This is a genomic window from Actinomadura sp. 9N407 (genome assembly GCF_044326315.1).
Classification (GTDB): Bacteria; Actinomycetota; Actinomycetes; order Streptosporangiales; family Streptosporangiaceae; genus Spirillospora.
In genome coordinates this window covers 1-26,003 of record NZ_JBIRAW010000002.1, presented here as the reverse complement: position 1 = coordinate 26,003, position 26,003 = coordinate 1, and the positions used below count along the sequence as shown (strand labels likewise).

General features: G+C 71.2%; 26 protein-coding genes and 1 pseudogene. 21 read left to right on the top strand and 6 right to left on the bottom strand.

Translation table 11 applies throughout. The features are described 5' to 3' along the window. Positions 1–7: 7 nt before the first annotated feature. On the bottom strand, positions 8–1,501 hold the full coding sequence (locus ACH34Q_RS02810) for an amidohydrolase family protein (RefSeq protein ID WP_395981110.1): 1,494 nt from the start codon (positions 1,499–1,501) through the stop codon (positions 8–10). 223 nt (positions 1,502–1,724) lie between these two features. Between ACH34Q_RS02810 and ACH34Q_RS02805 the strand changes: the two genes are divergently transcribed. The 5 genes from ACH34Q_RS02805 (at position 1,725) to ACH34Q_RS02785 (ending at position 5,960) form a co-directional block, all read left to right on the top strand. Beyond that, positions 1,725–2,891 carry a CaiB/BaiF CoA transferase family protein gene (locus tag ACH34Q_RS02805; RefSeq protein ID WP_395981109.1) on the top strand — a complete coding sequence of 389 codons (1,167 nt, stop codon included), beginning with the start codon at positions 1,725–1,727 and terminating at the stop codon, positions 2,889–2,891. Beyond that, positions 2,884–3,696, top strand: coding sequence for a citryl-CoA lyase (locus ACH34Q_RS02800; RefSeq protein WP_395981108.1), 813 nt, complete (start codon positions 2,884–2,886; stop codon positions 3,694–3,696). Before ACH34Q_RS02805 ends, ACH34Q_RS02800 begins: the two co-directional genes overlap by 8 nt. Positions 3,697–3,768: 72 nt before the next feature. Further along, positions 3,769–4,632 (top strand): extradiol ring-cleavage dioxygenase, encoded by an 864-nt coding sequence (locus ACH34Q_RS02795; RefSeq protein ID WP_395981107.1) that lies wholly within the window; start codon positions 3,769–3,771, stop codon positions 4,630–4,632. Beyond that, entirely contained in the window at positions 4,629–4,991 is a 363-nt protein-coding gene (locus ACH34Q_RS02790) for a hypothetical protein (protein WP_395981106.1), read from the top strand. The genes ACH34Q_RS02795 and ACH34Q_RS02790 overlap by 4 nt, the downstream gene beginning before the upstream one ends. A gap of 42 nt (positions 4,992–5,033) precedes the next feature. Then, on the top strand, positions 5,034–5,960 hold the full coding sequence (locus tag ACH34Q_RS02785; RefSeq protein ID WP_395981105.1) for a zinc-binding alcohol dehydrogenase family protein: 927 nt from the start codon (positions 5,034–5,036) through the stop codon (positions 5,958–5,960). Here the strand turns inward: ACH34Q_RS02785 and ACH34Q_RS02780 are convergent, their stop codons facing one another. Together ACH34Q_RS02780 and ACH34Q_RS02775 are read right to left on the bottom strand one after the other, a co-directional pair. Beyond that, positions 5,961–6,770 (bottom strand): IclR family transcriptional regulator C-terminal domain-containing protein, encoded by an 810-nt coding sequence (locus tag ACH34Q_RS02780; protein ID WP_395981104.1) that lies wholly within the window; start codon positions 6,768–6,770, stop codon positions 5,961–5,963. It abuts the gene before it with no gap. A gap of 105 nt (positions 6,771–6,875) precedes the next feature. Then, on the bottom strand, positions 6,876–7,469 hold the full coding sequence (locus tag ACH34Q_RS02775) for a TetR/AcrR family transcriptional regulator (RefSeq protein ID WP_395981103.1): 594 nt from the start codon (positions 7,467–7,469) through the stop codon (positions 6,876–6,878). Positions 7,470–7,612: 143 nt separating this feature from the next. On the opposite strand from ACH34Q_RS02775, the gene ACH34Q_RS02770 reads away from it, so the two are divergent. The 4 genes from ACH34Q_RS02770 to ACH34Q_RS02755 all read left to right on the top strand — a co-directional run bounded on the left by ACH34Q_RS02770 (position 7,613) and on the right by ACH34Q_RS02755 (position 12,724). Next, positions 7,613–9,199, top strand: coding sequence for a class I adenylate-forming enzyme family protein (locus ACH34Q_RS02770; protein WP_395981102.1), 1,587 nt, complete (start codon positions 7,613–7,615; stop codon positions 9,197–9,199). A 10-nt stretch (positions 9,200–9,209) separates the two neighbouring features. Then, positions 9,210–10,397, top strand: coding sequence for an acyl-CoA dehydrogenase family protein (locus ACH34Q_RS02765; protein WP_395981101.1), 1,188 nt, complete (start codon positions 9,210–9,212; stop codon positions 10,395–10,397). A 146-nt stretch (positions 10,398–10,543) separates the two neighbouring features. Then, on the top strand, positions 10,544–11,014 hold the full coding sequence (locus ACH34Q_RS02760; protein ID WP_395981100.1) for a MarR family winged helix-turn-helix transcriptional regulator: 471 nt from the start codon (positions 10,544–10,546) through the stop codon (positions 11,012–11,014). A gap of 123 nt (positions 11,015–11,137) precedes the next feature. Further along, positions 11,138–12,724 carry an MFS transporter gene (locus tag ACH34Q_RS02755; RefSeq protein WP_395981099.1) on the top strand — a complete coding sequence of 529 codons (1,587 nt, stop codon included), beginning with the start codon at positions 11,138–11,140 and terminating at the stop codon, positions 12,722–12,724. Positions 12,725–12,742: 18 nt separating this feature from the next. On the opposite strand, the gene ACH34Q_RS02750 is transcribed toward ACH34Q_RS02755, so the two are convergent. Both ACH34Q_RS02750 and ACH34Q_RS02745 read right to left on the bottom strand, forming a co-directional pair. Beyond that, the gene (locus tag ACH34Q_RS02750; RefSeq protein WP_395981098.1) at positions 12,743–13,786 is read right to left on the bottom strand and encodes a hypothetical protein; all 1,044 of its coding nucleotides are present in this window, start codon (positions 13,784–13,786) and stop codon (positions 12,743–12,745) included. 100 nt (positions 13,787–13,886) lie between these two features. Further along, positions 13,887–14,705, bottom strand: a complete 819-nt coding sequence (locus ACH34Q_RS02745) for an NAD(P)-dependent oxidoreductase (protein ID WP_395981097.1) — start codon at positions 14,703–14,705, stop codon at positions 13,887–13,889. A 131-nt stretch (positions 14,706–14,836) separates the two neighbouring features. On the opposite strand from ACH34Q_RS02745, the gene ACH34Q_RS02740 reads away from it, so the two are divergent. The 6 genes from ACH34Q_RS02740 (at position 14,837) to ACH34Q_RS02715 (ending at position 20,799) form a co-directional block, all read left to right on the top strand. Then, on the top strand, positions 14,837–15,850 hold the full coding sequence (locus ACH34Q_RS02740) for an NAD(P)-dependent oxidoreductase (protein WP_395981617.1): 1,014 nt from the start codon (positions 14,837–14,839) through the stop codon (positions 15,848–15,850). Continuing rightward, the gene (locus ACH34Q_RS02735; protein ID WP_395981096.1) at positions 15,837–16,697 is read left to right on the top strand and encodes a mycofactocin-coupled SDR family oxidoreductase; all 861 of its coding nucleotides are present in this window, start codon (positions 15,837–15,839) and stop codon (positions 16,695–16,697) included. The genes ACH34Q_RS02740 and ACH34Q_RS02735 overlap by 14 nt, the downstream gene beginning before the upstream one ends. A 32-nt stretch (positions 16,698–16,729) precedes the next feature. Then, positions 16,730–16,921, top strand: a complete 192-nt coding sequence (locus tag ACH34Q_RS02730; protein WP_395981095.1) for a ferredoxin — start codon at positions 16,730–16,732, stop codon at positions 16,919–16,921. Positions 16,922–16,991: 70 nt separating this feature from the next. Next, positions 16,992–18,362, top strand: a complete 1,371-nt coding sequence (locus ACH34Q_RS02725; RefSeq protein ID WP_395981094.1) for a cytochrome P450 — start codon at positions 16,992–16,994, stop codon at positions 18,360–18,362. A 160-nt stretch (positions 18,363–18,522) separates the two neighbouring features. Then, on the top strand, positions 18,523–20,190 hold the full coding sequence (locus ACH34Q_RS02720; RefSeq protein ID WP_395981093.1) for a thiolase C-terminal domain-containing protein: 1,668 nt from the start codon (positions 18,523–18,525) through the stop codon (positions 20,188–20,190). Positions 20,191–20,235: 45 nt separating this feature from the next. Next, complete coding sequence (locus tag ACH34Q_RS02715; RefSeq protein WP_395981092.1) at positions 20,236–20,799, top strand: DoxX family protein; 564 nt, start codon at positions 20,236–20,238, stop codon at positions 20,797–20,799. On the opposite strand, the gene ACH34Q_RS02710 is transcribed toward ACH34Q_RS02715, so the two are convergent. Then, on the bottom strand, positions 20,796–21,479 hold the full coding sequence (locus ACH34Q_RS02710) for a TetR/AcrR family transcriptional regulator (RefSeq protein WP_395981091.1): 684 nt from the start codon (positions 21,477–21,479) through the stop codon (positions 20,796–20,798). The genes ACH34Q_RS02715 and ACH34Q_RS02710 overlap by 4 nt on opposite strands. A gap of 84 nt (positions 21,480–21,563) precedes the next feature. Here ACH34Q_RS02710 and ACH34Q_RS02705 point away from each other — a divergent pair, with 84 nt between their 5' ends. The 6 genes and pseudogenes from ACH34Q_RS02705 (at position 21,564) to ACH34Q_RS02680 (ending at position 25,850) form a co-directional block, all read left to right on the top strand. Continuing rightward, positions 21,564–22,907: an AMP-binding protein gene (locus tag ACH34Q_RS02705; RefSeq protein ID WP_395981090.1), complete on the top strand. Its 1,344-nt coding sequence runs from the start codon at positions 21,564–21,566 to the stop codon at positions 22,905–22,907. Further along, positions 22,908–23,393, top strand: a complete 486-nt coding sequence (locus tag ACH34Q_RS02700) for a phosphotransferase (protein ID WP_395981089.1) — start codon at positions 22,908–22,910, stop codon at positions 23,391–23,393. It begins immediately after the preceding gene. Next, a pseudogene (locus ACH34Q_RS02695) lies at positions 23,390–23,560 on the top strand (NADPH:quinone oxidoreductase family protein); the annotation flags it as partial. The gene ACH34Q_RS02700 and the pseudogene ACH34Q_RS02695, both read left to right, overlap by 4 nt. Before the next feature lie 13 nt (positions 23,561–23,573). Then, complete coding sequence (locus ACH34Q_RS02690) at positions 23,574–23,849, top strand: hypothetical protein (RefSeq protein ID WP_395981088.1); 276 nt, start codon at positions 23,574–23,576, stop codon at positions 23,847–23,849. After that, complete coding sequence (locus tag ACH34Q_RS02685; protein WP_395981087.1) at positions 23,839–24,705, top strand: acyl-CoA dehydrogenase family protein; 867 nt, start codon at positions 23,839–23,841, stop codon at positions 24,703–24,705. Before ACH34Q_RS02690 ends, ACH34Q_RS02685 begins: the two co-directional genes overlap by 11 nt. Further along, positions 24,702–25,850 (top strand): acyl-CoA dehydrogenase family protein, encoded by a 1,149-nt coding sequence (locus ACH34Q_RS02680; protein ID WP_395981086.1) that lies wholly within the window; start codon positions 24,702–24,704, stop codon positions 25,848–25,850. The genes ACH34Q_RS02685 and ACH34Q_RS02680 overlap by 4 nt, the downstream gene beginning before the upstream one ends. Positions 25,851–26,003 lie beyond the last annotated feature (153 nt).

Sequence of the window (26,003 nt, the reverse complement as noted above, 5' to 3'; positions counted from 1 at the left end):
CCTTGGGCTAGGCCCCGCGGGTTGATGCCCCGTGGTTTGATGCCCCGTGGTTTGATGCGCTGTGCGTCGACGCGCTGTGGTACTCGGTGTAGGTGTACGGGTTGTCGAGGATGGTCGTTTCGGGGATGTCGGGGTTCATGCCCTTCTCCCAGGTCTCCTCGCCCATCGCCGACCTCAGGTGGTCGACGGTCCGCTCGATGTCGCGGCGGACCGCCGGCAGGTCGATGCCGACCAGCCGGTGCTCGTACTTGACCACGCGGCCGTCGACCAGGACGGTGTGCACGTCGCCGCGCTGCGCCTGGAAGACCACGTGACCGTACGGGTTGAGCAGCGGGAACGAGACGGGCGAGTGCTCGTTCTTGATCAGGACGAGGTCGGCCTTCCGGCCGACCTCAAGGCTGCCGAGGTCGTCGCCGCGGCCGATGGCGCGGGCCCCGCCGCGGGTGGCCCAGTCGACGATCTGGTCGGCGCGCAGGCCGCAGTGCGTGACCGTGTCGCCCTTGGCGTGCGCCTCCATGTGCAGGCGTGAACGGTCGGCGCCGAGCGTGGTGCGCATGGCCGTGAACAGGTCGCCGCTCCACCAGACGCTGGTGTCCATCGACAGCGACACCGGGATGTCGTGGGCCCGGATCGCCCAGGTGGGCGGGTAGCCCTGGCCGGCGCTCTGCTCGCTCTCGGTGGAGACCGAGATGGAACCGCCGGTCGCGGCGATGCGGTGGTAGGAGTCCGCGGACAGCGACGCCGCGTGCACGTAGACCGTCTCGGGCGTCATGAAGCCGTTCTCGTGCATGAGCCGGATGCTCTCGTCGCCGGTGGCGCCCCACACCCCGGCGTGGGTGGTGACCGCGACGCCGAGCTCGCGGGCGACCTCGAAGGCGGGCTTCTCGGGGAACGCCGGATCCCCGGTGACGTCGAAGGCCAGCTGGAAGCCGAGCATGTCGTCGCCGGTGATCCGCCGCCGGACGAAGTCGCGGAACTCGGGCGCGGCCGTCCACTCGGCGGGCGCCTGCTGGATGTTGCCGTACGCCAGCACGAACCGTCCGGGCACCGATCGCAGCGCGTCCACGGCCGCGTCGGCGTGGTCGACCGTCTGCAGGCCGTGCGACCAGTCGACGACGGTCGTGACGCCGGCGTCGATGGCCTCGATCGCGGCCAGCGTGTTGCCCGCGTGCACGTCCTCGGGACGGAAGAGCTTGCCGTGTTCGAGGTAGTACCAGACGAAGTACTGGCTGAGCGTCCAGTCGGCGCCGTAGCCGCGCATGGCGGTCTGCCACATGTGCCGGTGGGTGTCGATCATGCCGGGCATCACGATGCCGCCGGTCGCGTCGATCTCGGCCGTGCCGTCCGGTACGGGCAGGTCCGGCCCGATGGCGGCGATCCGGTCGTCGACGACGAGGACGTCGGCGCGGGCGAGCACCTGGTGCGCGCCGTCCATCGGCAGCACCGTGCCGCCGCGCAGCACCACCGGCCGTCCAGGGCCGAACTCGGTCGGCTGGCTCATCGCTGACTCCTGTCCCGCCGACGCTTCCCGGACGGTCGTCCGGAAAGCGGCTACGTGGCCCTGGGCTGACTGTTGCCAGCTCCCTATGCGCTGCTAGTGTTGCCAGAATCTGGACAACGGTCAAGTGTCCGTCACGCGGACAGCAATGTCGAGCGGGCAGGCAGTCACGCGGGCAGGCGGTCACACGGGCAGGCAGTCACGTGGACAGGATGTGGGGAGACGGATGTCGGTGAGCGCCGGGCCGCTGGCGGGGGTACTGGTGGCGGACTTCTCCCGCATCCTGGCCGGGCCGTACGCCACGATGCTGCTGGCCGACCTCGGTGCCGAGGTCGTGAAGGTGGAGGGTCCGGCCGGGGACGACACCCGCTCGTGGACACCTCCCGCGCGCGGCGAGACGTCGACCTACTACCTGGGCGTCAATCGCGGGAAGCGGTCGATCGCGCTGGATCTGCGCGACGCGGGCGACGCCGGGCTGGCCCGCGAGCTGGCCCGCCGCGCCGACGTGGTGATCGAGAACTTCAAGCCCGGCGGGATGGCGAAGTACGGGCTCGACTACGCCTCGGTCCGGGCCGCGAATCCGGGCGTGGTCTACAGCTCGATCAGCGGCTTCGGGACGGGCGCGGGCCGCGACGTGCCCGGCTACGACCTGATGGTCCAGGCCATCTCCGGGCTGATGAGCCTGACCGGGGATCCGGACGGGCCGCCGTACCGGGCCGGGATCTCGGTGTTCGACGTGATGGCCGGCAACCACGCCGCGATCGGCGTCCTGGCCGCGCTGCGGCACCGGGACGCGACGGGCGAGGGCCAGCTGGTCGAGGTGAACCTGCTGTCCTCGGCGCTCACCGGGCTGGTCAACCACAGCTCGGCCTACGCCGCCGGCGGGGTGGTCCCGTTCCGGATGGGCAACGCGCACCCCAGCGTGTTCCCGTACGAGCCGCTGCCCACCGCCGACAACGACCTGATCGTCACCGCCGCCAACGACGGCCAGTTCCGCCGGCTGTGCGAGGTCCTCGGCATCCCCGAGATCCCCGACGATCCGAGGTTCGCCCGCAACGCCGCCCGTACGGCCAACCGCGAGGAGCTGCGCCCCCTCCTGGTCGAGCGGCTGGCCGAGCGCGGCGCGGTCGAGTGGTTCGAGCTGCTGGTGGAGGCCGGCGTCCCGAGCGGCCCGATCAACACCATCGACGGGGGGTTCGCGATGGCCGAGCGCTTCGGGCTGGACCCGATCGTCGAGGTCGGCGAGGGCGACCGCGCGGTGCCCACGACGCGGCACCCCATCTCCCTGTCGGTCACCCCGGCCGGCTACCGGCTGCCCCCGCCCGAGCTGGACGAGCACGGCGCGGAACTGCGCGCCTGGCTGGGCACTCCGCAGGAGGACGACCGTGGCTGAACGCGAGTACCCGACCGCCCTCGGCGCCTCCACCCCGACCACGATCACCCTGCTCGGCCACGACCTCGCCGAGGACGTGATGGGCAGCGTCGGGTTCGGTGAGCTGGCGTTCTGGCTGGCCACGCAGCGGCGGCCGGGACCGGGCGAGGTACGGGTGTTCGAGGCCGTGCTCGCGGCGCTGGCCGACCACGGGTTCACCCCGACCGCGATCGTCACCCGGCTGACCTACCTGTCCGCGCCCGACTCCGTCCAGGGCGCGCTCGCGGCGGGCCTGCTCGGCGGCGGATCCCGCTTCCTGGGCGTCACCGAGGACACCGGCCGCTTCCTGCACGACGTCCTGGCGTCCGTAGGCGGCGATCTTCCGGCCGATGATGCGGGCTGGGACGCCCTGGCCTTGACGTGTGTACGGGATCGGCGTTCGGCGAAGGAACTCGTGCCTGGGCTGGGGCACCACGTACACAAGAACGGCGACCCGCGTACCCCCCGGCTGATGCGGATCGCCACCGAGGAAGGCCTGTCCGGGCCGCACCTGTCGCTGTTCGCCGCCATCGGCCGGGTGCATCCGGAGGTGCTCGGCAAGACGCTTCCCCTCAACGGAGCCGGGGTCTGCGGCGCGGCGCTCGCCGATCTCGGGCTGCCGCTGGAACTGCTCCGCGGATTCGCCCTGCTCGCCCGGACCGCCGGCCTCATCGGGCAGCTCGCCGAGGAGCTGCGCAACCCGGTCGGCAACGACATCTTCCTGTCGGTGGACCTCAACAACCGGTCCGTTCCGCCCGAGCCGCAGGCCCCCGACACCAGACCCTGAGCATCCCGGCGGGCAAACAGACGCAGCAGCCCGGCAGAGACGCAGCAGGCCGGCAGAGACGAAGGAGTACCGATGGCCGAACTGGTCGCGGTGATCGCCTCCACGCACCACCCCTTCTACCACCGCGCGAGCACGGCGACCGGCGCCGACCGGCCGCCGTTCGCGGACGAGTGGGTACGCAAGGTGGAGGCGTTCCGCGAGACGCTCACCAGGGCCCGCCCCGACGTGCTGGTGATGGTCGGATCCGACCACTTCCACCAGCTGTGGCTGGACAACATGCCGCAGTTCCTGATCGGCAAGGCGCCCTTCTACGACGCCAACTTCCACAACGAGGAACGCGAGTTCGGGCTGCCGCGCATGCTGCTGACCGGGCAGGAGGACCTGTCGGGCTACCTGCTGCGCGAGGGCCTGGACGCGGGCTTCGACCTGGCGTTCTCCAACGAGCTGCGGATCGACCACTCGATCACGTGCCCGATCATCACGCTGCGCCCGCAGAACGACCTGCCGATCGTGCCCGTCTACACCAACATCTTCGCGCCGCCGCTGCCGCGCCCGAAGCGCTTCGTCCAGCTGGGGAAGGCGATCCGGCAGATGGTCGAGGCCTGGCCCAGCGACAAGCGGGTCGCCGTCATCGGCACCGGCCACCTGTCGCTGGAACTGGGCGGCCCCCGGCAGTTCGGGCCGCACGGTCCCGATCCGGAGTTCGACCGGCGCGCCGTCGAGTGGATCTCCACCGGTGACCTGGAGGGCTGCCTGTCGGAGGTGACGCTCGACAGCCTGCACGCCCCCGGCAACGCCACCCACGGATTCATGGACTTCATGCTGATGATGGGCGTGGCGGGGGAGGGCCTGAAGGCCGACTACACCGACACCTACGACCTGTTCCACACCATGGAGGCCTACTTCACCTGGTATCCGAACGGAGCCGGCCAGTGAGCAAGTACCTGCTGAACAAGTTCCTGTTCACCATCGACCGCGATCCGCTCCTCGTCGAGCGCTACCGCGACGACCCCACGGGCACGGTGGCCTGGTGGGAGGCCGAGCAGGCCAACCGCATCCTCAACTGCGTGGACGGGGAGTCCAGCACCTGGCTGCGCTTCGACGACACCGAACGCGCCGCGCTCGCCGGGCACGACTACCCCAAGCTGTTCGAGTTGGGGGCGCACCCGTTCCTGACCCTCACGCTGTTCATCGCCATGTTCGAGCGCGACCATGAGGAGCCGCTGGGCTTCCAGCGGGAGTACGCCCGGCGCCTGGGCTCGTTCACGCTGCCCTATCCCGACATCGCGACCTGAGCCGTGCGCGCCGCTGAGATTCGGAGCGCCGGCTCGCCACCGGTGGTGGTCGACCGGAAGGCGCCCGCACCAGGCCCCGGCGAGACGCTGGTCGAGGTCCTGGCCGCGCCGATCACTCCGCTGGACGTGCTGTGCGCGAGCGGCACCTCGTACTTCGGGACGCCCCGGACCCCGTACGTTCCGGGCGTCCAAGGTGTCGGGACGGTCGGCGGCAGGCCGGTGTGGTTTCCGACGTCGGCCGGGATGGCTCCGGGCGACGGGAGCATGGCCGAGATCGTCCGCGTGGCCGCCGAGGACCTGGTCGAACTGCCCGACGGCGCCGACCCCGTGGGCATCGCCGCGCTCGGGCTGTCCGCCGTGGCCGCCCACATGGCGCTGACCTGGCGCGGCGAACTCGTCCCCGGCGAACAGGTCCTGGTGCTCGGAGCCGGCGGGGTGGTCGGGCAGGCGGCCGTCCAGCTGGCGCGTACGGGCGGTGCGCGCAGGGTGATCGCGGGCGCGCGCTCGCCCGCCGCGCGGGAACGAGCGCGTGCGGCCGGCGCTGACGCGGTGGTCGCACTCGACACCGATGACGTCACCGATCTCGCCGCTCGCTTCGCAGCCGCCGCTGACGGACCGGTGGATCTGGTCCTCGACCCGTTGTTCGGCGTACCGGCGGCGGCCGCCGCCCAGACGCTGCGCGCAGGCGGCAGGCTCGTCAACCTCGGCGGCTCGGCCGCCGAGACCTGCCCGCTCGACTCGTCCACGCTGCGCAGCAGGTCACTGCGGATCCTCGGCTACACCAACACCGAGCTGAGCCCGCAGCGGCGAGCCGCCGCGATCATCGTGATCGCCGAGCAGGCAGCGCTGGGCCGCCTGGCCGTCGCTCATGAGGCGGTGCCGCTGGAGGACGCGGCGGCGGCTTGGACTCGGCAGGATGCCGGTGCCGCCACGGGCCGTATCGTCCTCACCCCGGACCGGCGCCCCTGATCAGGAGGCCGCGGTACGGGACGCGTGCGGGACCTGCTCCAGGCGGGCGAAGTCGGCGCTGATGTCACCGGCGGCCTGCAGGAGCAGCGGGAGGTGCTCGTGCAGCAGCTTCTCGACGGGCGTCTCGGCGGCATGGGTGTTGACGTTGATCGCCGCGATGACCTGGCCCGATCCGTCGCGCAGTGGTGCCGCCACCGAACGGATCCCGAGGGTCAGCTGCTCGTCGGTCAGCGCCCAGCCGCGGGCCCGGACCTCGCGGAGTTCGGCGTCCCGATCCTCCCGAGTGGGGCGCCAGCGCGGCTCCAGCCCGGACCGGCTCGGCTCGGCCAGTACCCGGTCCACCTCCTCGGGAGGCAGCGCCGCGAGGCACACCTTGCCCAGCGAGGTCTGCAGCGCCGGGAACCGGGTTCCGATCTGGACCGCCAGCGCGACGATCTTGGGTACGGAGACCCGGGCCACGTAGACGATGTCGGACCCGTCGAGCTGGGCGATCGAGCACGACTCGTTCGTCCGGGCGACCAGCCGGTCCATGTGCGGGCGGGCCACGTCCCACAGCCCCATCGACCGCACGTACGCGACGCCCAGATCCAGTACGCGAGGGGTCAGCGCGAAGCCGCCCTCGCAGGAACGCACGTAACCCAGCTCTCCCAGGGTCAGCAGGATGCGCCGCGCGGTCGGCCGGGCCAGGCCCGTCGCCGTGGCCACGTCCGTCAGCGACATCACCGGACGGCCGGGCCGGAAGGCGGTGATGACCTCCAGCCCCCGGGCCAGCGCCTCGATGAAGTCCGGTCCGGTGCCTTCCCGCGGCATCTGGTCAGCTCCTCTGCGACTCGATTCCCGCACGCAGCTTACTCCGGGTTGTCCGGCATGCGGACAACCGACCGGCGGCGTGCCGGGCCCTCCCGGGAAACCGGATCAGGCGGGGGCGTCGAAGCCGCTGGCCCAGTAGCGGCCGTGCACCGCGAGGTCGAGCAGGATCCGGGCCACCTCCTCCGGCGGCGGAGGCGCCTCGTGCTCGATCCACCACTGCAGGACGGAGATCTGCTCGCCGACCCACGCGCGGGCGAGGAGGTCGGGGGAGATCCGCGGCTCCAGGTCGTTGCGCTCGGCCCGGATACGGAACACCTCGGCGGTCATCGCCACGAACCTCTCGGTGAACATCCGCAGCGGCCTGCCGTCCCCCTCGCCGCGCAGCACGATCCGGTAGAGCTCGCGCCTGTCCTGGGCGTGCCGGAACATCTCCAGGACGGGCTTGCCGGTGAAGCCGGCGGCGTTCTCGGCGACCAGGGGCCGCAGCCGCTCGCCCAGCTCGTCCAGCATCTCGGTGGTGACCTGCGTGAACAGGTCGTCCTTGTCGCGGTAGTGGCTGTAGAAGGTGGCGCGGGCGACGTCGGCGCGTTCGGTGATGTCCTCCACGGTGAGGGCGGCGCAGCCCCGTTCGAGCACCAGCCGCACCAGGGCGTCGCCGAGCGCCCGCCGTGTCCGCCGCGTCCGCCTGTCCTCGGCCATCGTCACCTTTCGCGCGCCGTGCTGCGTACGGGAGCGTCGCCGCGCCCGGGGTCCCCTCCAGTGTAGAGACACTTGACAGCTCGTACGTTAATGAACATTCTGTCTGGAAACAGTCATGACGTCGCGTAACGTGGAGCCAGCTCTTGAATCTCAGCCAGCCCTTGAATCTCAGCCGCCCCTTGAATCTCGGTGCCTATCTGACCCGCAGCGCCCGCTACTGGCCGGACGAGCCCGCCCTCGTCTGCGCCGACCGTTCCTGGACCTTCCGGCAGCTGGAGCAGGAGGCGAACCGGCTGGCGTCGGCACTGGTGGCGCGCGGCCTGCGGCCCGGTGACGCGGTGGCGAGCCTGGCCTGGAACCGGGGCGAGCTGGTCGTGGTCGAGTTCGCGCTGTACAAGGCCGGGCTGACCCGGGCCCCGATCAACGCCCGGCTCGGCCGTGCCGAGATCGAGCACATCCTCGGCTACGCGCCGGTGCGCGCCCTGATCTTCGACGCGGCGCACGGCGCGGACGCGCTCGCCGCACTCGGCGCCGCCGGTACGGACTGCCTGCCCGTCCGGCTCGACGGGGAGGACGACGACGCCCTCCGGTACGCCCAGTTGCTGGCCGAAGGCGACGACGTCCCGGTGTATGTGGAGGTCGGCGAGCACGATGCGTGCGTCCTGAACTTCACCTCCGGCTCGACCGGGACGCTCAAGGCGGCGACGCAGACCTTCGGCAACCGGCTCGCCAACATGCGCAAGCAGCTGATGAGCGACGAGTCGCGGCCGCGTCCGGGCGCCCGCTACCTGGCCTGCGGCCCCATCACCCACGCTGCCGGGATGGGGCTGCTCGCCGGGGTCTTCGGGGGCTCGACCACGCACATCCTCCCGGGGTGGGACGTCGAGCGGTTCCTCGACACCGTCGAGCGCGAGGGCATCACCGCCACGTTCATGGTGCCGACCATGCTCAACATGCTGCTGGCCCACCCGGGACTGGACGAGCGCGACCTGTCCAGCCTGACCAGCCTGCGGATCGGCGGCGCCCCGATCTCGCCGCGGCGGCTGCGCGAGGCGGTGGAACGGTTCGGCCCGATCATCGCGCAGGGCTACGGGCTCGGCGAGACCACCAGCATCGTGGCCGGGCTGAGCAGCGCCGACATCGCCGCGGCGGTGGAGTCCGACCCCGAGCTGCTGGCGTCCTGCGGCCGCGCCGCGTTCGACACCGAGATCCGGGTCGTCGACGACGGCGGCCGCGAGCTCGGCCCTCGCGAGGTGGGGGAGATCATCGTGCGCGGCCCCGACTGCGTCCGCGAGTACTGGCGCGAACCGGAGCTGACGGCCCAGACCTTCGAGAACGGCTGGGTGCGCACCGGCGACCTGGCGTGGATGCGCGAGGACGGCTACCTGTTCATCGTCGACCGCCGGAAGGACATGATCATCTCGGGTGGCTTCAACATCTACTGCACCGAGGTCGAGGCGGCCCTCTACGAGCATCCCGCCGTACGCGAGGCCTGCGTCGTCGGCGTGCCCGACGAGCGGTGGGGCGAGGCGGTCAAGGCCGTCGTCGTCACCGCCCATGACGTCACCGAGGAGGAGCTGGCCGCGTTCTGCGCCGACCGTCTCGACCGCTTCAAGAAGCCGCGCTCGGTCGACTTCGTCGCCGCGCTGCCGGTGAACCGCAACGGCAAGGTCGACCGCAAGGCCGTCCGCGAGCCGTACTGGGCCGGCACCGCCCGGCGAGTGAACTGAGGACGACCCGATGACCTTTTCCCTCCGCCCCACCTATGGCGACCCCGTGACCGACGAACTCGTCGCCAAGCTGCGCGGTTACCTGTCCGGCGAGCTCGCCGACTACGAGCGCGAGCACGGCATCGACCGGCGGATCCCCCTGACCCGCGCCATGCTGGAACCGGTCTGGCGGCGCAGCCGCGAGCTCGGCTTCTACGGCATCCACCTGCCCGCGGAGTTCGGCGGGCAGGGGCTGTCCCATGTCCAGCTCGCCGCGCTCAAGGAGGAGGTCGGAGCCGGCGGCCGGATCCTCGGCCACAGCGTCCTCGGCGAGATGGGCGGGCCGCTGCGGGCCGGCGACATCTTCCGGTACGCCACCGAGCACCAGCTCCAGAAGTACTTCCTGCCCGTCGTGCGCGGCGAGCGCGCCTGCTGCTTCTCCCTCACCGAGGTGGACGCCGGATCCGACGTCCGCTCCATGCGCACCGTCGCCGTGCCCGAGGCCGGCGGCTACCGCCTCACCGGCCACAAGGTCTTCAGTACGGCCGGCGCGTTCGCCGACTTCGCGATCGTCATCGCGCGCATGGACGGCACCGAGAACTCCTTCTCGGCCTTCCTGGTCGATCTGGACAGCCCCGGCTGCCGGGTCGCCGAGGGCGCCACGCCGATGTCCGGCGAGAACATCGAGGCCGACATCATCCTCGACGGCTGCCACGTACCGGCGGCCAACCTCCTCGGAAAGGAGGGCGAGGGCATGCGCATCGGCCTCGGCCGCGTGACGACCAACAGGCTGCTGCACTGCCCCACCCTGCTGGGCATGGCCCGCCGCGCCATCGAGCTCACCCTGGAACGGGCCCGCACCCGTACCGTCGCGGGCGCGCCGCTGCTGGCCCTCCAGGCCATCCAGCACAAGCTCGCCGACATGGCCACCGAGTACTACGCGGCGCGCTCCATGACCTACACCGCCCTCGCGGCCCTCGACGGCGGCACGTCCCCGCGCATCGAGGCGTTCATGTGCAAGCTCTTCGTCGCCGAGGCCGCGTTCCGCATCCTGGACGAGGCGGTGCAGATCCATGGCAAGGAGGGGCTCACCCAGGGGAGCGAGGTCGAGTACCTCTTCCGCAAGGTCCGCATGTTCCGCGTCCTGACCGGTACGTCCGAGATCCAGCGGAACGGCATCGCCAAGGGCCTGGCCACGCTCCCGGCCCTCAAGCCCTAGACCACTAGTCCTGGCCCATCTGGTCTTCGGCGGAGAGATGCTCCATAAGAACCGGAGCCGGTGACAGGGGCGCCGGGGCACCTGGCGCCCCTGACCCGCATTCGAGTATGTTGACATAGGTATGTGTTCATAGTTATTGTGGGGGGATGCCCGGCTCCAGCGTGTCCGCTCAGGACCTCGACCGTGCGGCCGCCGCGCTCGTCGTGAGCCTGCCCGCGCTGAACCGGGCCCTCGAACGGCACGTCCACCTGGAGTTCCCGCATCCCCGGCTTCCGGAGGGGCAACTCGCGCTGCTGTTCCAGGTCGAGGAGCGCGAGGGGATCACCGTCCGCGAGGCCGCCGACGCCCTGCTGATGAAGCCGAACAACGTCAGCGCGCTCGTCTCCCAGCTGACCGAGCTGGGGCTGCTGGAACGGCGGCAGGACGACGCCGACAAGCGGGTCGCGCATCTGTTCCCGACGGCCATCGCCCGGGAGCGGCTCGCCGAGGTCCGGCGGCTCAAGGCCGCCCATCTGGTGCGCGCGCTGCACGCCCTCACCGACGGGGAGCAGGCCGCCCTCGGCTCGGCCGTGAGCGCGCTGGCGTCACTGACCCGGCGGCTGCACGCCACCGGCTGATTTCCCGCCGGTCTCCTTCCTGGGCTCGGTCGCGTGTGCGACGACGTCCCGGATCTCTCTCACAGACATGCCTCTCACAGACATGCCTCTCACAGTCATGCCTCTCATAGACAAGGCCCATCCATGCCCTCCAAAGCCATGGAGCATCCCACCCTGCCCGCGCACGCTCCACCGGACACCGCGCGCGGCCGGCGCTCCAACCCCTGGCTGACGCTGATCGCCGTCGCGATCGGCCTCTTCATGGTCAATCTCGACGCGTCCGTGGTCGCGGTCGCCAACCCGGAGATCGGCCGGGACCTGAGCGCGTCCACCGCCGACCTGCAATGGGTCACCAACGCCTACCTCCTCGCGATGGCCGCCGCCCTGATCCTGGGCGGCAAGCTCGGCGACCGGTTCGGGCGCCGCACGTACTACGTGATCGGTACGGCCGGGTTCACCGTCGCCTCGGTCGCGATCGGCCTGTCGGGATCGATCGAGGGCGTCATCGCGTTCCGGGCTCTGCAGGGCCTGTTCGCCGCGCTGCTGATCCCGAACACCCTCGGCCTGCTGCGCGCGGTCTTCCCGCCGAAGAAGTTCGGTATGGCGGTGGGGCTGTGGGGCATGGTCGCGGCCTGCTCCACCGCCCTCGGGCCCATCGTCGGCGGGCTGCTCATCGAGCACGTCAACTGGGAGTCGGTCTTCTACATCAACCTCCCCATCGGGATCATCGTCCTGATCGTCAGCGCCCTGGTGCTGCCGCAGAGCAAGGACTCGACCGGTCAGCACCGCTTCGACGTCCCCGGCGTGATCCTGCTCGCGCTCGGCCTGGTGGCCCTGGTCTTCGGTGTGGTCAAGGGCGAGTCCTGGGGCTGGACCTCGGCCGGGACGCTCGGCGCCCTCGCCGCGGGCCTGGTCCTGCTGGCCGCCTTCGGCTGGTACGAGACCCGCGTCGCGCATCCGCTGCTGCCGATGCGGCTGTTCCGCAGCCCGGCGCTGACCATCGGCACGGTCGTCACCGCGATCAACTTCTTCGTGCTGCTCGGCGTGATCTTCTTCCTGATGCTCTACCTGCAGAACGTGCGCGGCCTGTCGGCCGTCGAGGCGGGCGTCTACACGCTGCCGCTGAGCCTGGCGACCGTGGTCGCGTCCCCGCTGGGCGCGGCACTGACCCAGCGGTTCGGACCGCGCCTGTCGATGCCGGTCGGCATGCTGCTCCAGGCACTGGCGTCCTTCTGGATGCTGACCTGGGACGCGCATTCCCCGTACGCCGCGCTGTGGCCCTCGTTCCTCGCACTCGGCCTGGGCGTCGGCATGGTGCTGTCCGCCTCGTCCGACGCCATCGTCGGCAACGCGCCGCCCAAGGACGGCGGCGTCGCGGGCGGACTGCAGGCCACGGCGCTGCAGATCGGCGGCGCGCTCGGCACGTCCGTCCTGATCTCCCTGATCAGCGCCAGGGTGGGGACGACGCTCACCGGTGAGCTGACCGGCGCCGGAGTCCCGGCCGCGCTCGCGCAGGGTTTCGAGAATGCGGAGGACGCGGTGTCGATGGGCGTCTCCCCGGTCTCGGACGGGATGCCCGCCCAGTTGAAGGCCGCCATCATCGAAGGCAGCGGCGACGCGTTCATGAACGGCCTGCACACGGCCGTGCTCTTCACCGGCGCGCTGTGCGTCATGGGTGCGGTGCTCGCGGCGGTCGGCCTGCGAGGCGACTCCCGGGCCGCAGGCCACTAGGGCTCGTCCGCTCCACGTTCAGCCGAGCGCGGCGACGATCTGGGGTAGGTCGAGCACCGACCGGATTCCGGGCGAGGCCGCGCAGACGTAGGGGACGGTGTTGACCGCGCGGTTGGCCGTGTAGCCGGGAGACACCGCGCCCATCCGTTCGAGCGGTACCGGGAACCGGAGGTCGACGTCGAGCGGCGCGTCGCCCTCGACGGCGATGTGCCAGCCGGTGGCGCGGACGTCCCACGCGGGTTCCAGGTCGGTGGTGCAGTACCAGGTGGCCCGGAAGCTCAGCACCGCCCGGCCGTCCCGGATCCCCGACACCGTCATCCGCTGCGCGGCCACCGTGCCGGCCTCCAGAATGCCCGCGGCGATCTTCACCGGACGGCGCGCGGTCGCGACCTCGCCGCTCGCCTCCAGGGAGTCCAGCGGCATGGAGAGCGCCTCGGCGAGCAGCAGCAGCGACGGGCCGAAGCTGGTCCGTCCGTGCGACAGCCGGCGCTCGTCGAGCTCGGCGGGCGGTTTGCCGAAGCCCATCACGTCGAAGAGCAGCCCCGGCGAATCGCGCCGGGACAGATCGGCGAACTCGCTGATCGTCAGGCTGTCCAGCCTCCGCTGGATCGAGGTCAGCACCAGCGGGACGGCCTCGGTGATGAAGCCGGGGCTGCTTCCGGTGCTGTGGATCGAGGTGCCGCCGCGCTCGCACGCGGCCTCGACCCGTTCGCGGACGGCGGGGTCGAGGCTCTCCGCGCGATGGAACTCGCCCCGGGTCGTGACGACGTTCGCGCCCGAGGCCAGGAGCCGGCACACCTCGTCGATGTCGCAGGTGGCCGGCATGTAGAGCACGCAGTCGGCGCCTAGCGCCAGGACCTCGTCGATGCTCCGCGTCGCACGGACACCGGTCCTGTCCAGCCCGCACAGCTCGCCGGCATCGGTTCCGGCCTTGGCCGGCGTATGGACGTACACGCCGGCCAAGGTCAGATCCGGATGCTCGATGACGGCTCGCAGGGCGCGGGTGCCGATGTTCCCGGTCGCCCATTGGACGACCCGGTGGCCGCCGTTCCCGGGGCTCACGAAGGTCGTACCTCGGCTGGCCATGACTCGGTCACGTGGCGGCTCCCGTTCTCTCAGATGAGAACGTTAATCTCATTTGGGGAGACGGTCAATACCGCGCTCATCGAGGGTGGTCCATGAGCGCGAGGGCCGCGTCCGCCGCGTCCAGGACGGTCCCCGCCGGGGCGCCGGCCGCGTCGGCGAGCGCGGCCACCAGCCGCGCGTCCTTCTGGAGCAGCGCTCCGGCGTGGGCGGCGATGCGGTCCAGCGTGCCGCCGGCGGCGGAGACCCGGTCCAGGGCGAAGCTCGCGCCGCTGCCGTGGGAGACGACTTCGGCGAGGCGGCCGGGATCGATGTCCAGCGCGCCCCCGAGGGCCAGCGCGCCGGCGGCGGTCGCCAGGTTGGCCGTGAACAGGACGTTGTTGAGCAGCTTGGTGACCTGCCCGGCCCCCAGCGGGCCGACGTGGACGATGGGGTCGGCGTAGCTGGCGAACACCGGGCGGCAGCGTTCGACGGTGTCGGCCTCGCCTCCCACCATCACCAGAAGGCGGCCCTCGGCCGCCGCCGGGCCGCCGCCGCTCACCGGCGCGTCGATCAGTGCGACGCCCTGAGCGGCGGCCTTGCCCGCCAGGCTGCGGCAGGTGTCGGGGTGGACGGTGCTGTGCACGGCGATGACGCCGCCCGCCGCGAGCCCGGACAGGACGCCGCGCTCGCCGGCGACGACCTCCTCGACGCCGGCGTCGTCGACCACGCAGACGCACACCAGGTCGCTGGCGGCGGCCAGTTCGGCCGGTGATCCGGCGACGCCGGCCGCCGTGCCGGCGAACGGCTCGAGCGAGGCGGGGCGCCGCGCCCACAGCGTCAGCGGGTGGCCCGCCTCGGTGATCCGGCGCGCCATGGGCGCGCCCTGGCCGCCCAGCCCGATGAACCCGACGCGCATCAGCCGGCCTCCCGTCCGGTGCTCGGCTCGATCGATGCGGTGCCGGCGGATCGGTTCATCGGCTCTCCTCCTGGACGGGCCACCGCCCTGCGGCGGTCAGTGGCTTGAACGATGGTTCATCATGGTGACATATTGCTCAAAAGGTTGAGCGTGGGTACTGTCCGAGCACGCGGGCACGGTGGCCGGCCGATCGCGACGCGAGACCGTTCACGAGGAGGACTGCCATGCGCCTGGGATTCATCGGGGCCGGGCGGATCGGCCGCCCGATGGTGCGCCGGCTCGCCGAGGCGGGCCACGAGGTCCGCGCGCTCGGCAGGTCGGACGAGGCGCGCGCGGCGCTCGCCGAGGACGGCGCGCACGCCGTCGCCGGCGCCGCCGAGACCGCCGACGGGGCCGATGCCGTCCTGGTCTGCGTCTACAGCGACGACCAGGTCAGGGACGTGTGCCTCGACGGCCCGCTGCTCTCCCGGATGCGGGACGGGTCCGTCCTCGTCCTGCACACCACCGGCAGCCCGCACACGGCCGAGGCCATCGCCGCCCGCGCCGCCCCGCACGGCGTCCACGTGGTCGACGCCCCGCTCAGCGGGGGACCGCACGACGTGGCGGCCGGCAGGGTGACGCTCTTCGTGGGCGGCGCCGACGACGCCGTACAGGGGATCCGCCCCGTACTGGAGAGCTATGGCGACCCGGTCCTGCACGTCGGCCCGGCCGGTGCCGGGCAGCGCGTGAAGCTGGTCAACAACGCGCTGTTCGCCGCCCAGATCGGGCTGCTGGCCGACTCCGTACGGCTCGGCCGGCAGCTGGGAGTGGACGAGGCGGTGCTGCTCGGCGCGCTCACGCACGGCAGCGCGACGAGCCGCGCGCTGGCCGGTGTCGTCGCACGGGGCTCGGTGTCTGCGTTCGCCACCGCGGCGGGCGAGTTCCTCGGCAAGGACGTGCAGGTCATCAGGCAGGTCGCCGCCGATTCCGGTGGCGATCTGGGCGCACTGGAGGGCGGGCTGGGCGCCCTGGCAGGTGCGCCGGCACCCGTCCTTCCCCGCGAGCCCGGCTCCGGCTCCGGCTCCGCGCAGACCATCGCCCGCCCCGCGAACGCGGTCCGGGCGGCAGGGTACGAAACGAGAGGACATCGCAATGGGACGGGTTGAGGGCAAGGTCGCGTTCATCACGGGCGCGGGGCGCGGTCAGGGACGCAGCCACGCGGTACGGCTGGCCAAGGAGGGCGCCGACATCATCGCGGTGGACCTGTGCCAGGACGTCGCGACGGTGGGCTACGCGCTGTCGGGGCCGGACGACCTCAAGGAGACGGTCCGCCTGGTCGAGGAGACCGGCCGGCGCATCGTGGCGGCGCAGGCCGACGTCCGCGAGCCCGGCGAGCTGCGCGAGGCGCTGGCCCGCGGCATGGGCGAGCTGGGCACGCCGGACATCGTGGTGGCGCAGGCCGGCATCGCCCCGCTGAAGGGGCGGCCGCGGCTGCAGGCCTGGTCCGATGTCATCGACATCAACCTGGTCGGGACCATCAACGCCATCCAGGCCGCGCTGCCGCATCTGGCCGACGGCGCCTCGGTCATCGCGACCGGTTCCGCCGCGGCCCTCATGGTGCACGGCATGGTGGAGAAGCCGGGATCGGACCCCGGCGGCAGCGGGTACGCGTACGCGAAGCGGGCGCTGTCGGAGTACGTCCACGAACTCGCGCGGAATCTGGCCCCGCAACGAATCCGCGTCAATGTCGTGCACCCGACGAACTGCAATACGCCGATGCTGCAGAGCGAGCCGATGTACCGTTCGTTCCGTCCGGATCTTGAGAATCCGACCCGGGCGGACGCCGAGCCGGCGTTCCACGTACAGCAGGCCATGCCCGTTCCGTACATCGAGCCGGAGGACGTCACCGATATGGTCCTCTTCCTCGCGTCGGATGAATCCCGCTACGTGACCGGCATGCAGATGCGAGTCGACGCCGGCGGCTACCTCAAGTGGCACGGATTCCACATCTGACGGCGGAGCGAACGCGAAAGGGGAGAACGAACGTGAAGGTGCACGTCGATCCGGAGCGCTGCCAGGGCCACACGCTCTGCGCCATGATCGCTCCGAAGGTGTTCGAGCTCAGCGAGGTCGACGGCCACTCGTCGGTCGTCGTCGAGGACGTTCCGGCCGACCAGGAGGCGCAGGTCGCCGAGGCCGTCAGTTCGTGTCCGGAACGCGCCATCTCCATTTCCTGACCATCTCCATTTCCTGAACGACCGCCGGGCCCCGGATCCGGCTTCCCCCAAAGCCAATGGAGAGACCATCATGGACGCGGATGACGCCGTCGGCGACGGCGATCGCAAGAAGAACCGTTTCGATTTCGATCGGCACACTCCGGAGTACCGCGGAGAGTTCGAGTCGACCGCCCAGGAGATGCACGCCAAGTGCCCCGTCGCCTGGTCGGAGACCTATGGCGGCCATTGGGTCGCGGCCGGCAACCGCGAGGTCTTCGAGATCGCCAGGTCCGCCGACCTGCTGTCCAACGACCACGACATCAAAGGCCAGCGGCGCGGTTACCAGGGCATCAGCATTCCCACGCCCGACCGGGCCAAGGGGATCAGGGGCGGCTTCCTGGAGATGGACCCGCCGGAGCAGCGCTACTACCGGCAGGCCCTCAACCCGTACCTGTCGCCGGCCGCCATCAGCCGGTGGATCCCGCTGATCGACGATCTGACCCGCGCCTGCCTCGACGAGAGGATCGAGGACGGCCGGATCGACTTCGTCGACGACCTGGCCAACATCGTGCCCGCCGTCCTGACCCTGGGCATGATGGGGATCCCGGTCAAGGACTGGACCATCTACAACGAGCCGGCGCACGCCGGGGTCTACACGCCGCCGAACTCGCCCGACTCCGAACGCGTCGCGCAGCTGCACGTGGAGATGGGGCGGCACCTCTACGGCCAGATCATGGAGATCCGCGCGAACCCGCGTCCAGGACTGGTGGACGCGCTCGTCCGGGCCGACATCGGTGGCGAGAACCCGCCGGACGACGAGCTCCTCGGAGCGCTGGCGCTGCTCATCGGCGGCGGCTTCGACACGACGACGGCGCTCACCGCGCACTCGCTGGAGTGGCTCTCGGAGAATCCGCAGGACCGCGACCGGCTCAGCCGGGAGCGGGACACCCTGCTGAACCCCGCGACCGAGGAGTTCCTGCGGTACTACACGCCCGCCCCGGGGGACGGCCGGACGATCTCGGCCGACTGCGAGATCGCCGGCACCCGGTTCAAGGAGGGCGAGCGCCTGTGGCTGTCCTGGGCGATGGCCAACCGGGACGCGTCGGTGTTCCCCGAGCCCGACACGATCGACCTGGCCCGCAAGGGCAACCGGCACAGCAGCTTCGGGCTGGGCATCCACCGCTGCATCGGCTCGAACGTCGCGCGGACGGTGTTCAAGCGGATGATCGTCCAGGTGCTCGACCGGATGCCGGACTACCGGTGCGAGCCGGACGGCACGGTGCACTACGAGACGATCGGCGTCATCAACGGCATGCGCCACCTCCCGGCGACCTTCACCCCGGGCCCCCGGCTCGGGCCGGGTTTCGAGGAGACGCTCGCGACCTTCCAGAAGGTCAGTGACGAGCAGGGGCTCGCCGAGCCGGTCACGGCCCGGGGTACGAAGGACAAGATCACCAACTGATCCCCGCAACCCTCACCGGTGTGGCCGTCCGCCGTCCGGGACGGCCGCACCGACCCGGCGGCGGCGACCGCCGCAGCGCCCGCGCCCACCACCACGACGCCGCCGCGCGTCGCCGCCATGGAGATCGCCATGGAGATCGCCATGGAGAAAAGGAGACGACGTGACCGGTTCCCCGGGACGCCCGCTGCCGTTGATCACACAGGAGAGCGGGTTCTTCTGGACGTCCGGGGCCGACGGCCGGCTGCGTTTCCAGGAGTGCGGATCCTGCGCGGCCCTGATCCATCCGCCGCAGCCGGTCTGCCGGTACTGCCGCGGCCACGAGATGGGGGTACGGGCCGTCTCGGGGTTCGCGACGCTCATCGGGTTCACCGTGAACCAGCGGTTCAGCGTGCCCGGGCTCCAGGCGCCGTACGTGGTGGCGCAGGTCGCGATCGAGGACGATCCCCGGGTCCGGCTCACGACCAACGCCGTCGAGTGCGAGCCGGAGGACCTCGTCCTGGGGATGCGGATGGAGGTCGTCTTCGAGCGGGCCGAGGACGTGTGGCTGCCGCTGTTCCGTCCCGTGGCGGACCAGGGCGAGCCGGCTCCGCTGCCGCCGGACGAGATCGAGCCGGACCAGATGTGGCGGCACGTCCGCCCGATGGTCACGCCCGAGAAGTTCGAGGACAAGGTCGCGATCAGCGGTATCGGGAGCTCGGAGATCGGGCGCCGGCTGATGGTGCCGCCGCTCTCGCTGACCGTTCAGGCGTGCGAGCGCGCGATCGCGGACGCCGGCCTGACGATGGACGACATCGACGGACTGGCGACCTATCCCGGCGCGGGAGCGTTCGGCGGGTTCGCCGAGGGCGGCGTCACCGCGCTGGAGTCCGCGCTGGGGATCCGGCCGACCTGGCACAACGGCGGCGCCGAGACGTTCGGTCCCGGCGGCTCGGTGATCGCGGCGATGCTGGCGGTGGCCGGCGGGCTGGCCCGGCACGTGCTGTGCTTCCGGACCCTGTGGGAGACCACGCACGGTGAGCTGATGCGCCGCGGCGACATCGTCCAGCCCGGCGGCCGGGTGGACGGCAGTGGAAGCTGGCGGATGCCGTTCGGGTCGACGTCGGCGGCACACACGCTGGCGCAGAACGCGCAGCGGCACTTTCAGCGCTACGGGACCACGCGCGAGACGCTGGGCTGGATCGCGCTGAACCAGCGGGCCAACGCCGCGCTCAACCCGGCGGCCATCTACCGCGACCCGATGACGATGGACGACTACCTGGGCGCCCGGCCGATCACCACGCCGTTCGGCCTGTACGACTGCGACGTGCCCTGCGACGGCGCCGTCGCCGTGATCGTGTCGGCCGTGGACGCGGCCCGGGACCTGGCCAAGCCGCCCATCCTGGTGGAGGCCGTCGGTACCCAGATCATCGAGCGGATCGAATGGGACCAGAGCACGCTGACCCATGAGCCCCAGGTGCTCGGCCCTGCCGCCCATCTGTGGTCGCGGACGTCGCTTCGTCCCTCCGACGTCGACGTGGCCCAGCTCTACGACGGCTTCACCATCAACTGCCTGTCCTGGATCGAGGCGCTGGGCTTCTGCGGCATCGGTGAGGCCAAGGACTTCCTGGACGGCGGCAAGAACATCGCCCGGGACGGGCTGCTGCCGCTGAACACCCACGGCGGCCAGCTGTCCCACGGCCGTACGCACGGCATGGGGCTGGTCCACGAGGCGATCGTCCAGCTGCGCGGCGAGGGCGGGCCGCGGCAGGTTCCGGGTGTACGGGTCGCCGCGGTCAGCAGTGGCGGACTCACACCGGGCGGAGCGATCCTCTTCAGGACGCAGGCATGACGCCCGGCGCGTGCGCGCAGGCGACCGAGTCGACGGGAGAAAGAGATGAACGCTGAGGACACCGCGCTGCTGCTGGTACGCCTGGCCGTGGGCATCACCATGATCGCGCACGGGCTGAACCACTGGCGGGGCGGTGGCCGCATCGAGGGCACGGCCCGCTGGTTCTCCGGCCTCGGGCTGCGGCACGGCCGGCTGCAGGCGTGGGCGAGCGTGGTCACCGAGGTCGGCGCCGGGGCGCTGCTGGTGCTCGGCCTGCTGACGGCGCCGGCCTGCGCGGCGGTCATCTCGGTGATGCTGGTGGCGGGCATTCTGGCCCACCGGCCGAACGGGTTCTTCGTCTTCAAGGACGGCTACGAGTACGTTCTCGTCCTCGCGGTGACGGCGCTGGCGCTGGCGATGCTGGGCCCCGGCGGGTTCTCGGCCGACGAGGCCGCCGGGATCGAGGTGACCGGCTGGGCCGGTGGCGGCATCGCACTCGGCGTCGCGGTGGCGGCGACGGCGGGACTGCTCGGCGCGTTCTGGCGGCCCCTGCCCAAGGAGGCCGAAACAGCCGGGGAGCCCGACTCCAGCGAGCCCGACTCCAGCGAGCCCGAGGCCGCGTCCGCCTAGCGGGCGGTACGGGACGGGTGCGCCTCGGCGGCGGCACCGGAGATGCCGCCGAGGCAGAACTGCCAGATCTCCTCGGCGGTCACGGGGACGGCGTGGCTGCCGGCGGGAACGCCGTTGGCCTGAGCCGAGAACATGACCGTCTGCATGACCAGGGAGGCCTGGCGGCGGGGCCTCCCGGCGGGGATGACGCCGGCCTCGGCCGCGTCCTCGATGAGGTCGGCGAAGACGGTGACCAGCGGAAGGTGGGCGGTCGCCACCTGGACGGGATGCTTGACCAGGAGTTGCAGGGCGAAGTCGCTGAACAGCGGCCGCTGGACGTCGGGGCTCGGGCGCGACTGCTCGTACAGCATCTCGACGGCGTCGCGCAGCCGCTGGAGGGGATCGCGCCCGGCGGAGGCCGCCTCCCGGATCTCGTTCGCCGAGGTGGCCAGCGCGTCCTCGAACAGGGCGAGCAGCAGCTCGTGCTTGCCGTCGAAGTGCTGGTAGAAGCTGCGCAGCGACTGCTTGGAACGGTCGACGACCTCCTGGACCGTCACGTCCGTCGTGCCCTTCTCCGTGATGAGTTCCTGTGCCGAGTCCAGGAAGCGCTGCACGCGCTGCTCGGCACGGAGCTTGGCGGCTCGGGTGGAGCGCTCGACGGCGCGTCGGCGCCAGGCGGGTTCTTCAGGGGCCTGGGTCACCCGCAGCACGATACTTCATCTGAATGGCAGTTTGCTCTATTGGAGACTCTTACTCGCTCTGGATGAGAATGTTATTCTCCTGCCATGGATCTGGGCGAGCAGGCGCGGCGGCGTCCCGACGCGATCGCGGTCATCGAGAGCGGCGGCAGGACCGTGCCGTACGCCGAACTCGACGCGCGATCGCGGCACATCGCGGCGGCGCTGGCGGCAACGGGCATGCGGCCGGGAGACGCCATCGCGATCCGCATGCCCAACGGCGCGGCCTTCCTGGAGGTCGCCTGGGCGGCGCAGCGCTCGGGGCTCTACTACACCCCGGTCAACACCCACCTCCTCCCCGCCGAGATCGACGCGATGGTGGAGGGCAAGCGGGTCGTCACCGAGGAGGTGTACGAGCGGCTGCTCGCCACGCCCGTCACCCGGGAACCGGAGGAGTGCGAGGGCCGTGAGCTCCTGTACTCCGGAGGGACCACGGGGATGCCCAAGGCCGTGCGCAAGCAGCTCACCGCGGGCCCGATGGGCGATCCGGCGGCGCAGTGCGTTCAGGTCGCGATGGGGCTCGCCCACTACGGTCTCGGTCCCGGCAGCGTCTACCTCTCGCCGGCCCCGCTGTACCACGCGGCGCCGCTGGTCTACTGCATGTCGGTGCTCCGGCTGGGCGGCACGCTCGTCGTCATGGACCGCTTCGACGCGGCCGGGAGCCTGGAGCTGATCGAACGGCACCGGATCACGCACGCCCAGTTCGTCCCGACGATGTTCGTCCGGATGCTGAAGCTTCCCGCCGCCGAGCGCGCCAGGGACCTGAGCAGCCTGCGGCTGGTCTTCCACAGTGCGGCGCCCTGCCCGGTCGAGGTCAAGCGGCGGATGCTCGACTGGTTCGGCCCGATCATCCACGAGTACTACTCCGGGACCGAGGGGTACGGCCACACGGCGATCGGGCCGCAGGAGTGGCTGGACCATCCGGGCTCGGTGGGCCGGCCGGGCGGCGACGTCCGGATCGTGGACGGGGTCGTCTACTTCGGTGACCGCACCCTGGGGGACGTCGGCTTCCTCGATGACGAGGGCTACCTCTACCTGACCGACCGGGTCGCGCACATGATCGTGTCCGGCGGCGTCAACATCTACCCGCAGGAGACCGAGAACGTCCTGGTCATGCATCCGCGCGTGACCGACGTCGCGGTGATCGGCGTACCGGACCCGGAGATGGGCGAACGGGTCCTCGCGGTGATCGAGCCCACCGCCGACGCGACCGGCACGGCCGAGGTGACCAAGGAGGAGCTGCTCGCGTACTGCCGGGAGCGCCTCGCCCCCTACAAGTGCCCGCGCGACATCGACTTCGTCGACCTCCTGCCCCGCGACCCCAGCGGGAAGCTCCGCAAAGGCCTGCTGCGCGAGGCGTACTGGCAGGAGCACGAGACGAGGATCGTCTGAATGGCACGGGACTTCGACACCGAAGCGCTCGCCCGCTGGCTGGACGGTGAGGGCATCGCCCCCGGCGAACCGGTCGAGATATCCCAGATCTCCGGCGGCGCCTCCAACGAGATCTACGAGATCCGGCGCGGGGACGGCCGGATGGTCCTGCGCAAGCCACCCAAGGCCGTCCCGCCGGGACGCGACGCGACCATGCTCCGCGAGTACCGCGCGCTGAAGGCCCTCAACGGAACGGACGTCCCGCATCCGGAGGCCATCGCCGCCTGCGACGACACCGGCGTGATCGGCTCGACGTTCTACCTCATGGACCATGTGGACGGCTGGTCGCCGATGAACTCCGGCGGCTGTGGTGAAGGGCGAGGCCGACAACCCGGCCATGGCCCACTTCGGCGACATCGTCCTGCAGATGGCCGCGAACGCGGCCGAACTGGCCGCGACGAGCCGGCTGTGACCCGGCCAGTGACCCGGCCTGTGAGCCCGCGATGAGAGCGGCCCGCTGCAACGCCGTCGGCGGCCCGGTCACGGTCGAGGAGGTCGCCGAGCCTCAGGGCGAGGTCACCGTCGACGTGCGCTTCGCGGCGGTGAACTTCACCGATGTCCTGATCATCGACGGGGCTTACCAGGCCGCGGTCGAGCCGCCCTTCACGCCCGGCAGCGAGTTCGCCGATGTCCGGCCGGGCGAGCGGGCGGATCCCGTGCGTGCCGCTCAACCTGGCGATGCTCAAGGGCGTCACCATCCACGGCTTCGACCTCGGCGGCTGGGCGCGGCACTCCCGGGAGCGGCTGGACGCCGCCCGGATCGAGCTGCACGCCCTGTTCGCCGAGGGGAAGATCCATCCCCATATCCACGCCGTCCACCCGTTCGACGAGGTGGCGGCGGCCCTCACCGTGGGCCGCCGCGCGATCGGCAAGGTCCTACTGGAGGTCGCGCATGGAGTTTGAGTTCGACGAGGACCAGCGGCTGCTGCGGCAGATGGTCCGAGAGACGGTGGCCAAGTCGAGGTCACAGCCGGAGGAACGGCTCTGGGCGACGTACCGGGAACTGGGATGGCTGGAGGCGCCCCCGGTGGAGCTGGCGATCGTGCTGGAGGAGCTGGGGTACGCCGCCGATCCGACGCCGTTCCTCGCCACCGCCACCTGGTTCGCGCCACTGGCCGGACGGTTGCCGGACGGCGCGGGGACGGGCGTCTGCGACGGGACGGGGCGGTTCGTCCTGGACGCGGACCGGGCGGACGAGATCGCCCTGGTCACCCGGGACGGAGTGGTCGTGGTCAAGGGATCGGACGTGGACACCGAACGGGTCGCCGTCTTCGATCCGACCCTGCACGTGGCGCACGTGAACACGGCCGACCCGAACGCGCAGGACCTGGTTCCGGGCATCCCGGACCTGGCCCTGATGGGGCTCGCGATCACCACGGTCGGGAGCTGCCGCCGCATCCTGGACCTGGTCGTCGAGCATGTGAAGCAGCGCGTCCAGTTCGACGTGCCGATCGGCTCGTTCCAGGCCGTCAAGCACAAGGCGGCGGACATGTACGTCGCGATCGAGCGGGCGAAGGCGCTGGCGTACTTCTCCGCGCTGACCATCGCCGAGGACGATCCGCGCCGCGCGAAGGCGGCGTCGATGGCCAAGGCGGCGGCGGGGGAGTGCCAGCGGCTGGTCTTCCAGAACGGCTTCCAGCTGTTCGGCGCCATGGGCTACACGTGGGAGAGCGAGCTGCAGATCCATCTCAAGCGGGCCAAGGCCGGCGACCTGCTGCTGGGTACGGCGGCCGTGCACCGAAAGGCGGTGCTGGCATGAAGCTGGCCCCCGATCCCGAAGTCGAGAGGTTCCGGGAGGAGTTCTCCGCCTTCCTGGACGCGAACCTGCCGAGCGAGGCGGAGGCCGTACCGCGGCCGCGATCGAGCTCGGACGTACCGGAGTGGGCCAGGCGGTGGCAGCGCAAGCTGTTCGACGCGGGCTGGTTCCTGCCGGGCAACCCGCCGGAGTACGGCGGGCGCAACGCCACGCTCCGGCAGCAGCTCGCCCACCGCGAGGAGCTGTCGCGGCGCCGGATCTACCCCAGCTTCAACCCGCAGGGCGTCGGCATCATCGCGGCCTCGATCCTGACCTTCGGGACCGAGGAGCAGAAGCGGCGGTGGGCGGTCCCGATCCTGCGGGCCGAGATCACCGCCTCGCTCGGGATGAGCGAGCCGGGCGCCGGGTCCGACCTGGCCGGACTGCGGACCCGCGCGGTGCTCGAGGACGACCACTTCGTGGTGAACGGGCAGAAGGTGTGGACCTCGGGAGCGCACGACGCGGACGTGCTGCTGACGTTCGTCCGGACCGACCCGTACGCGCCCAAGCACAAGGGCATCAGCGTGCTGCTCGTCCCGACCGACTCCGAGGGCTTGGTGCGCCGGCCGTTCGGCTCCATCGCCGCCCCCGACGACCTGGACTTCAACGAGGTGTTCTTCACCGACGTCCGGGTGCCGCGGGAGAACCTGATCGGCGAGCTGAACAAGGGCTGGAGCGTGGCGCACGGCTCGCTCGGGCACGAGCGGACGCTGATGTGGCTGGGCTACGCCGAGTGGATGGACTACCTGATCACCGACGCGCCCAGCGACGCGGACTGGTACGCGACCCTGCACATGGATCTCCAGGCGCTCCGGCTGCTCGGCCACCGCCGGCTCAGCGGCGAGGGCGACCCGGCGGAGCTCTCGGTGCTCAAGCTGCTCGGCTCCGAGGCCGTACAGGTGGCGGCCCTGCACGCGCTGGAGGAGAAGGGGCCGGAGGCCCTGCTGCATCCCGCCTCGACCGCCCCGCCCAACCACATGAACCTGGAGACGTTCTCCGCCAGCTGGTTCGAGCGGTACGCCCGCACCTTCGGCGGGACGATCGCCGGCGGCACCTCCGAGATCCAGCGCAACATCATCGCCGAGCGCATCCTCGGCCTCCCCAGGTAACCGGCCCTCCCAGGTAAGGAGTCACGCATGGACCAGATTCTGTACGAGGTCGTCGGTGGGGTCGCGGTGATCACGTTGAACCGGCCCGAGGTCGCCAACGCGCAGACGATGGAGTTGCTGGACGATCTGGACGCGGCGTGGTCGCGGGCGGCG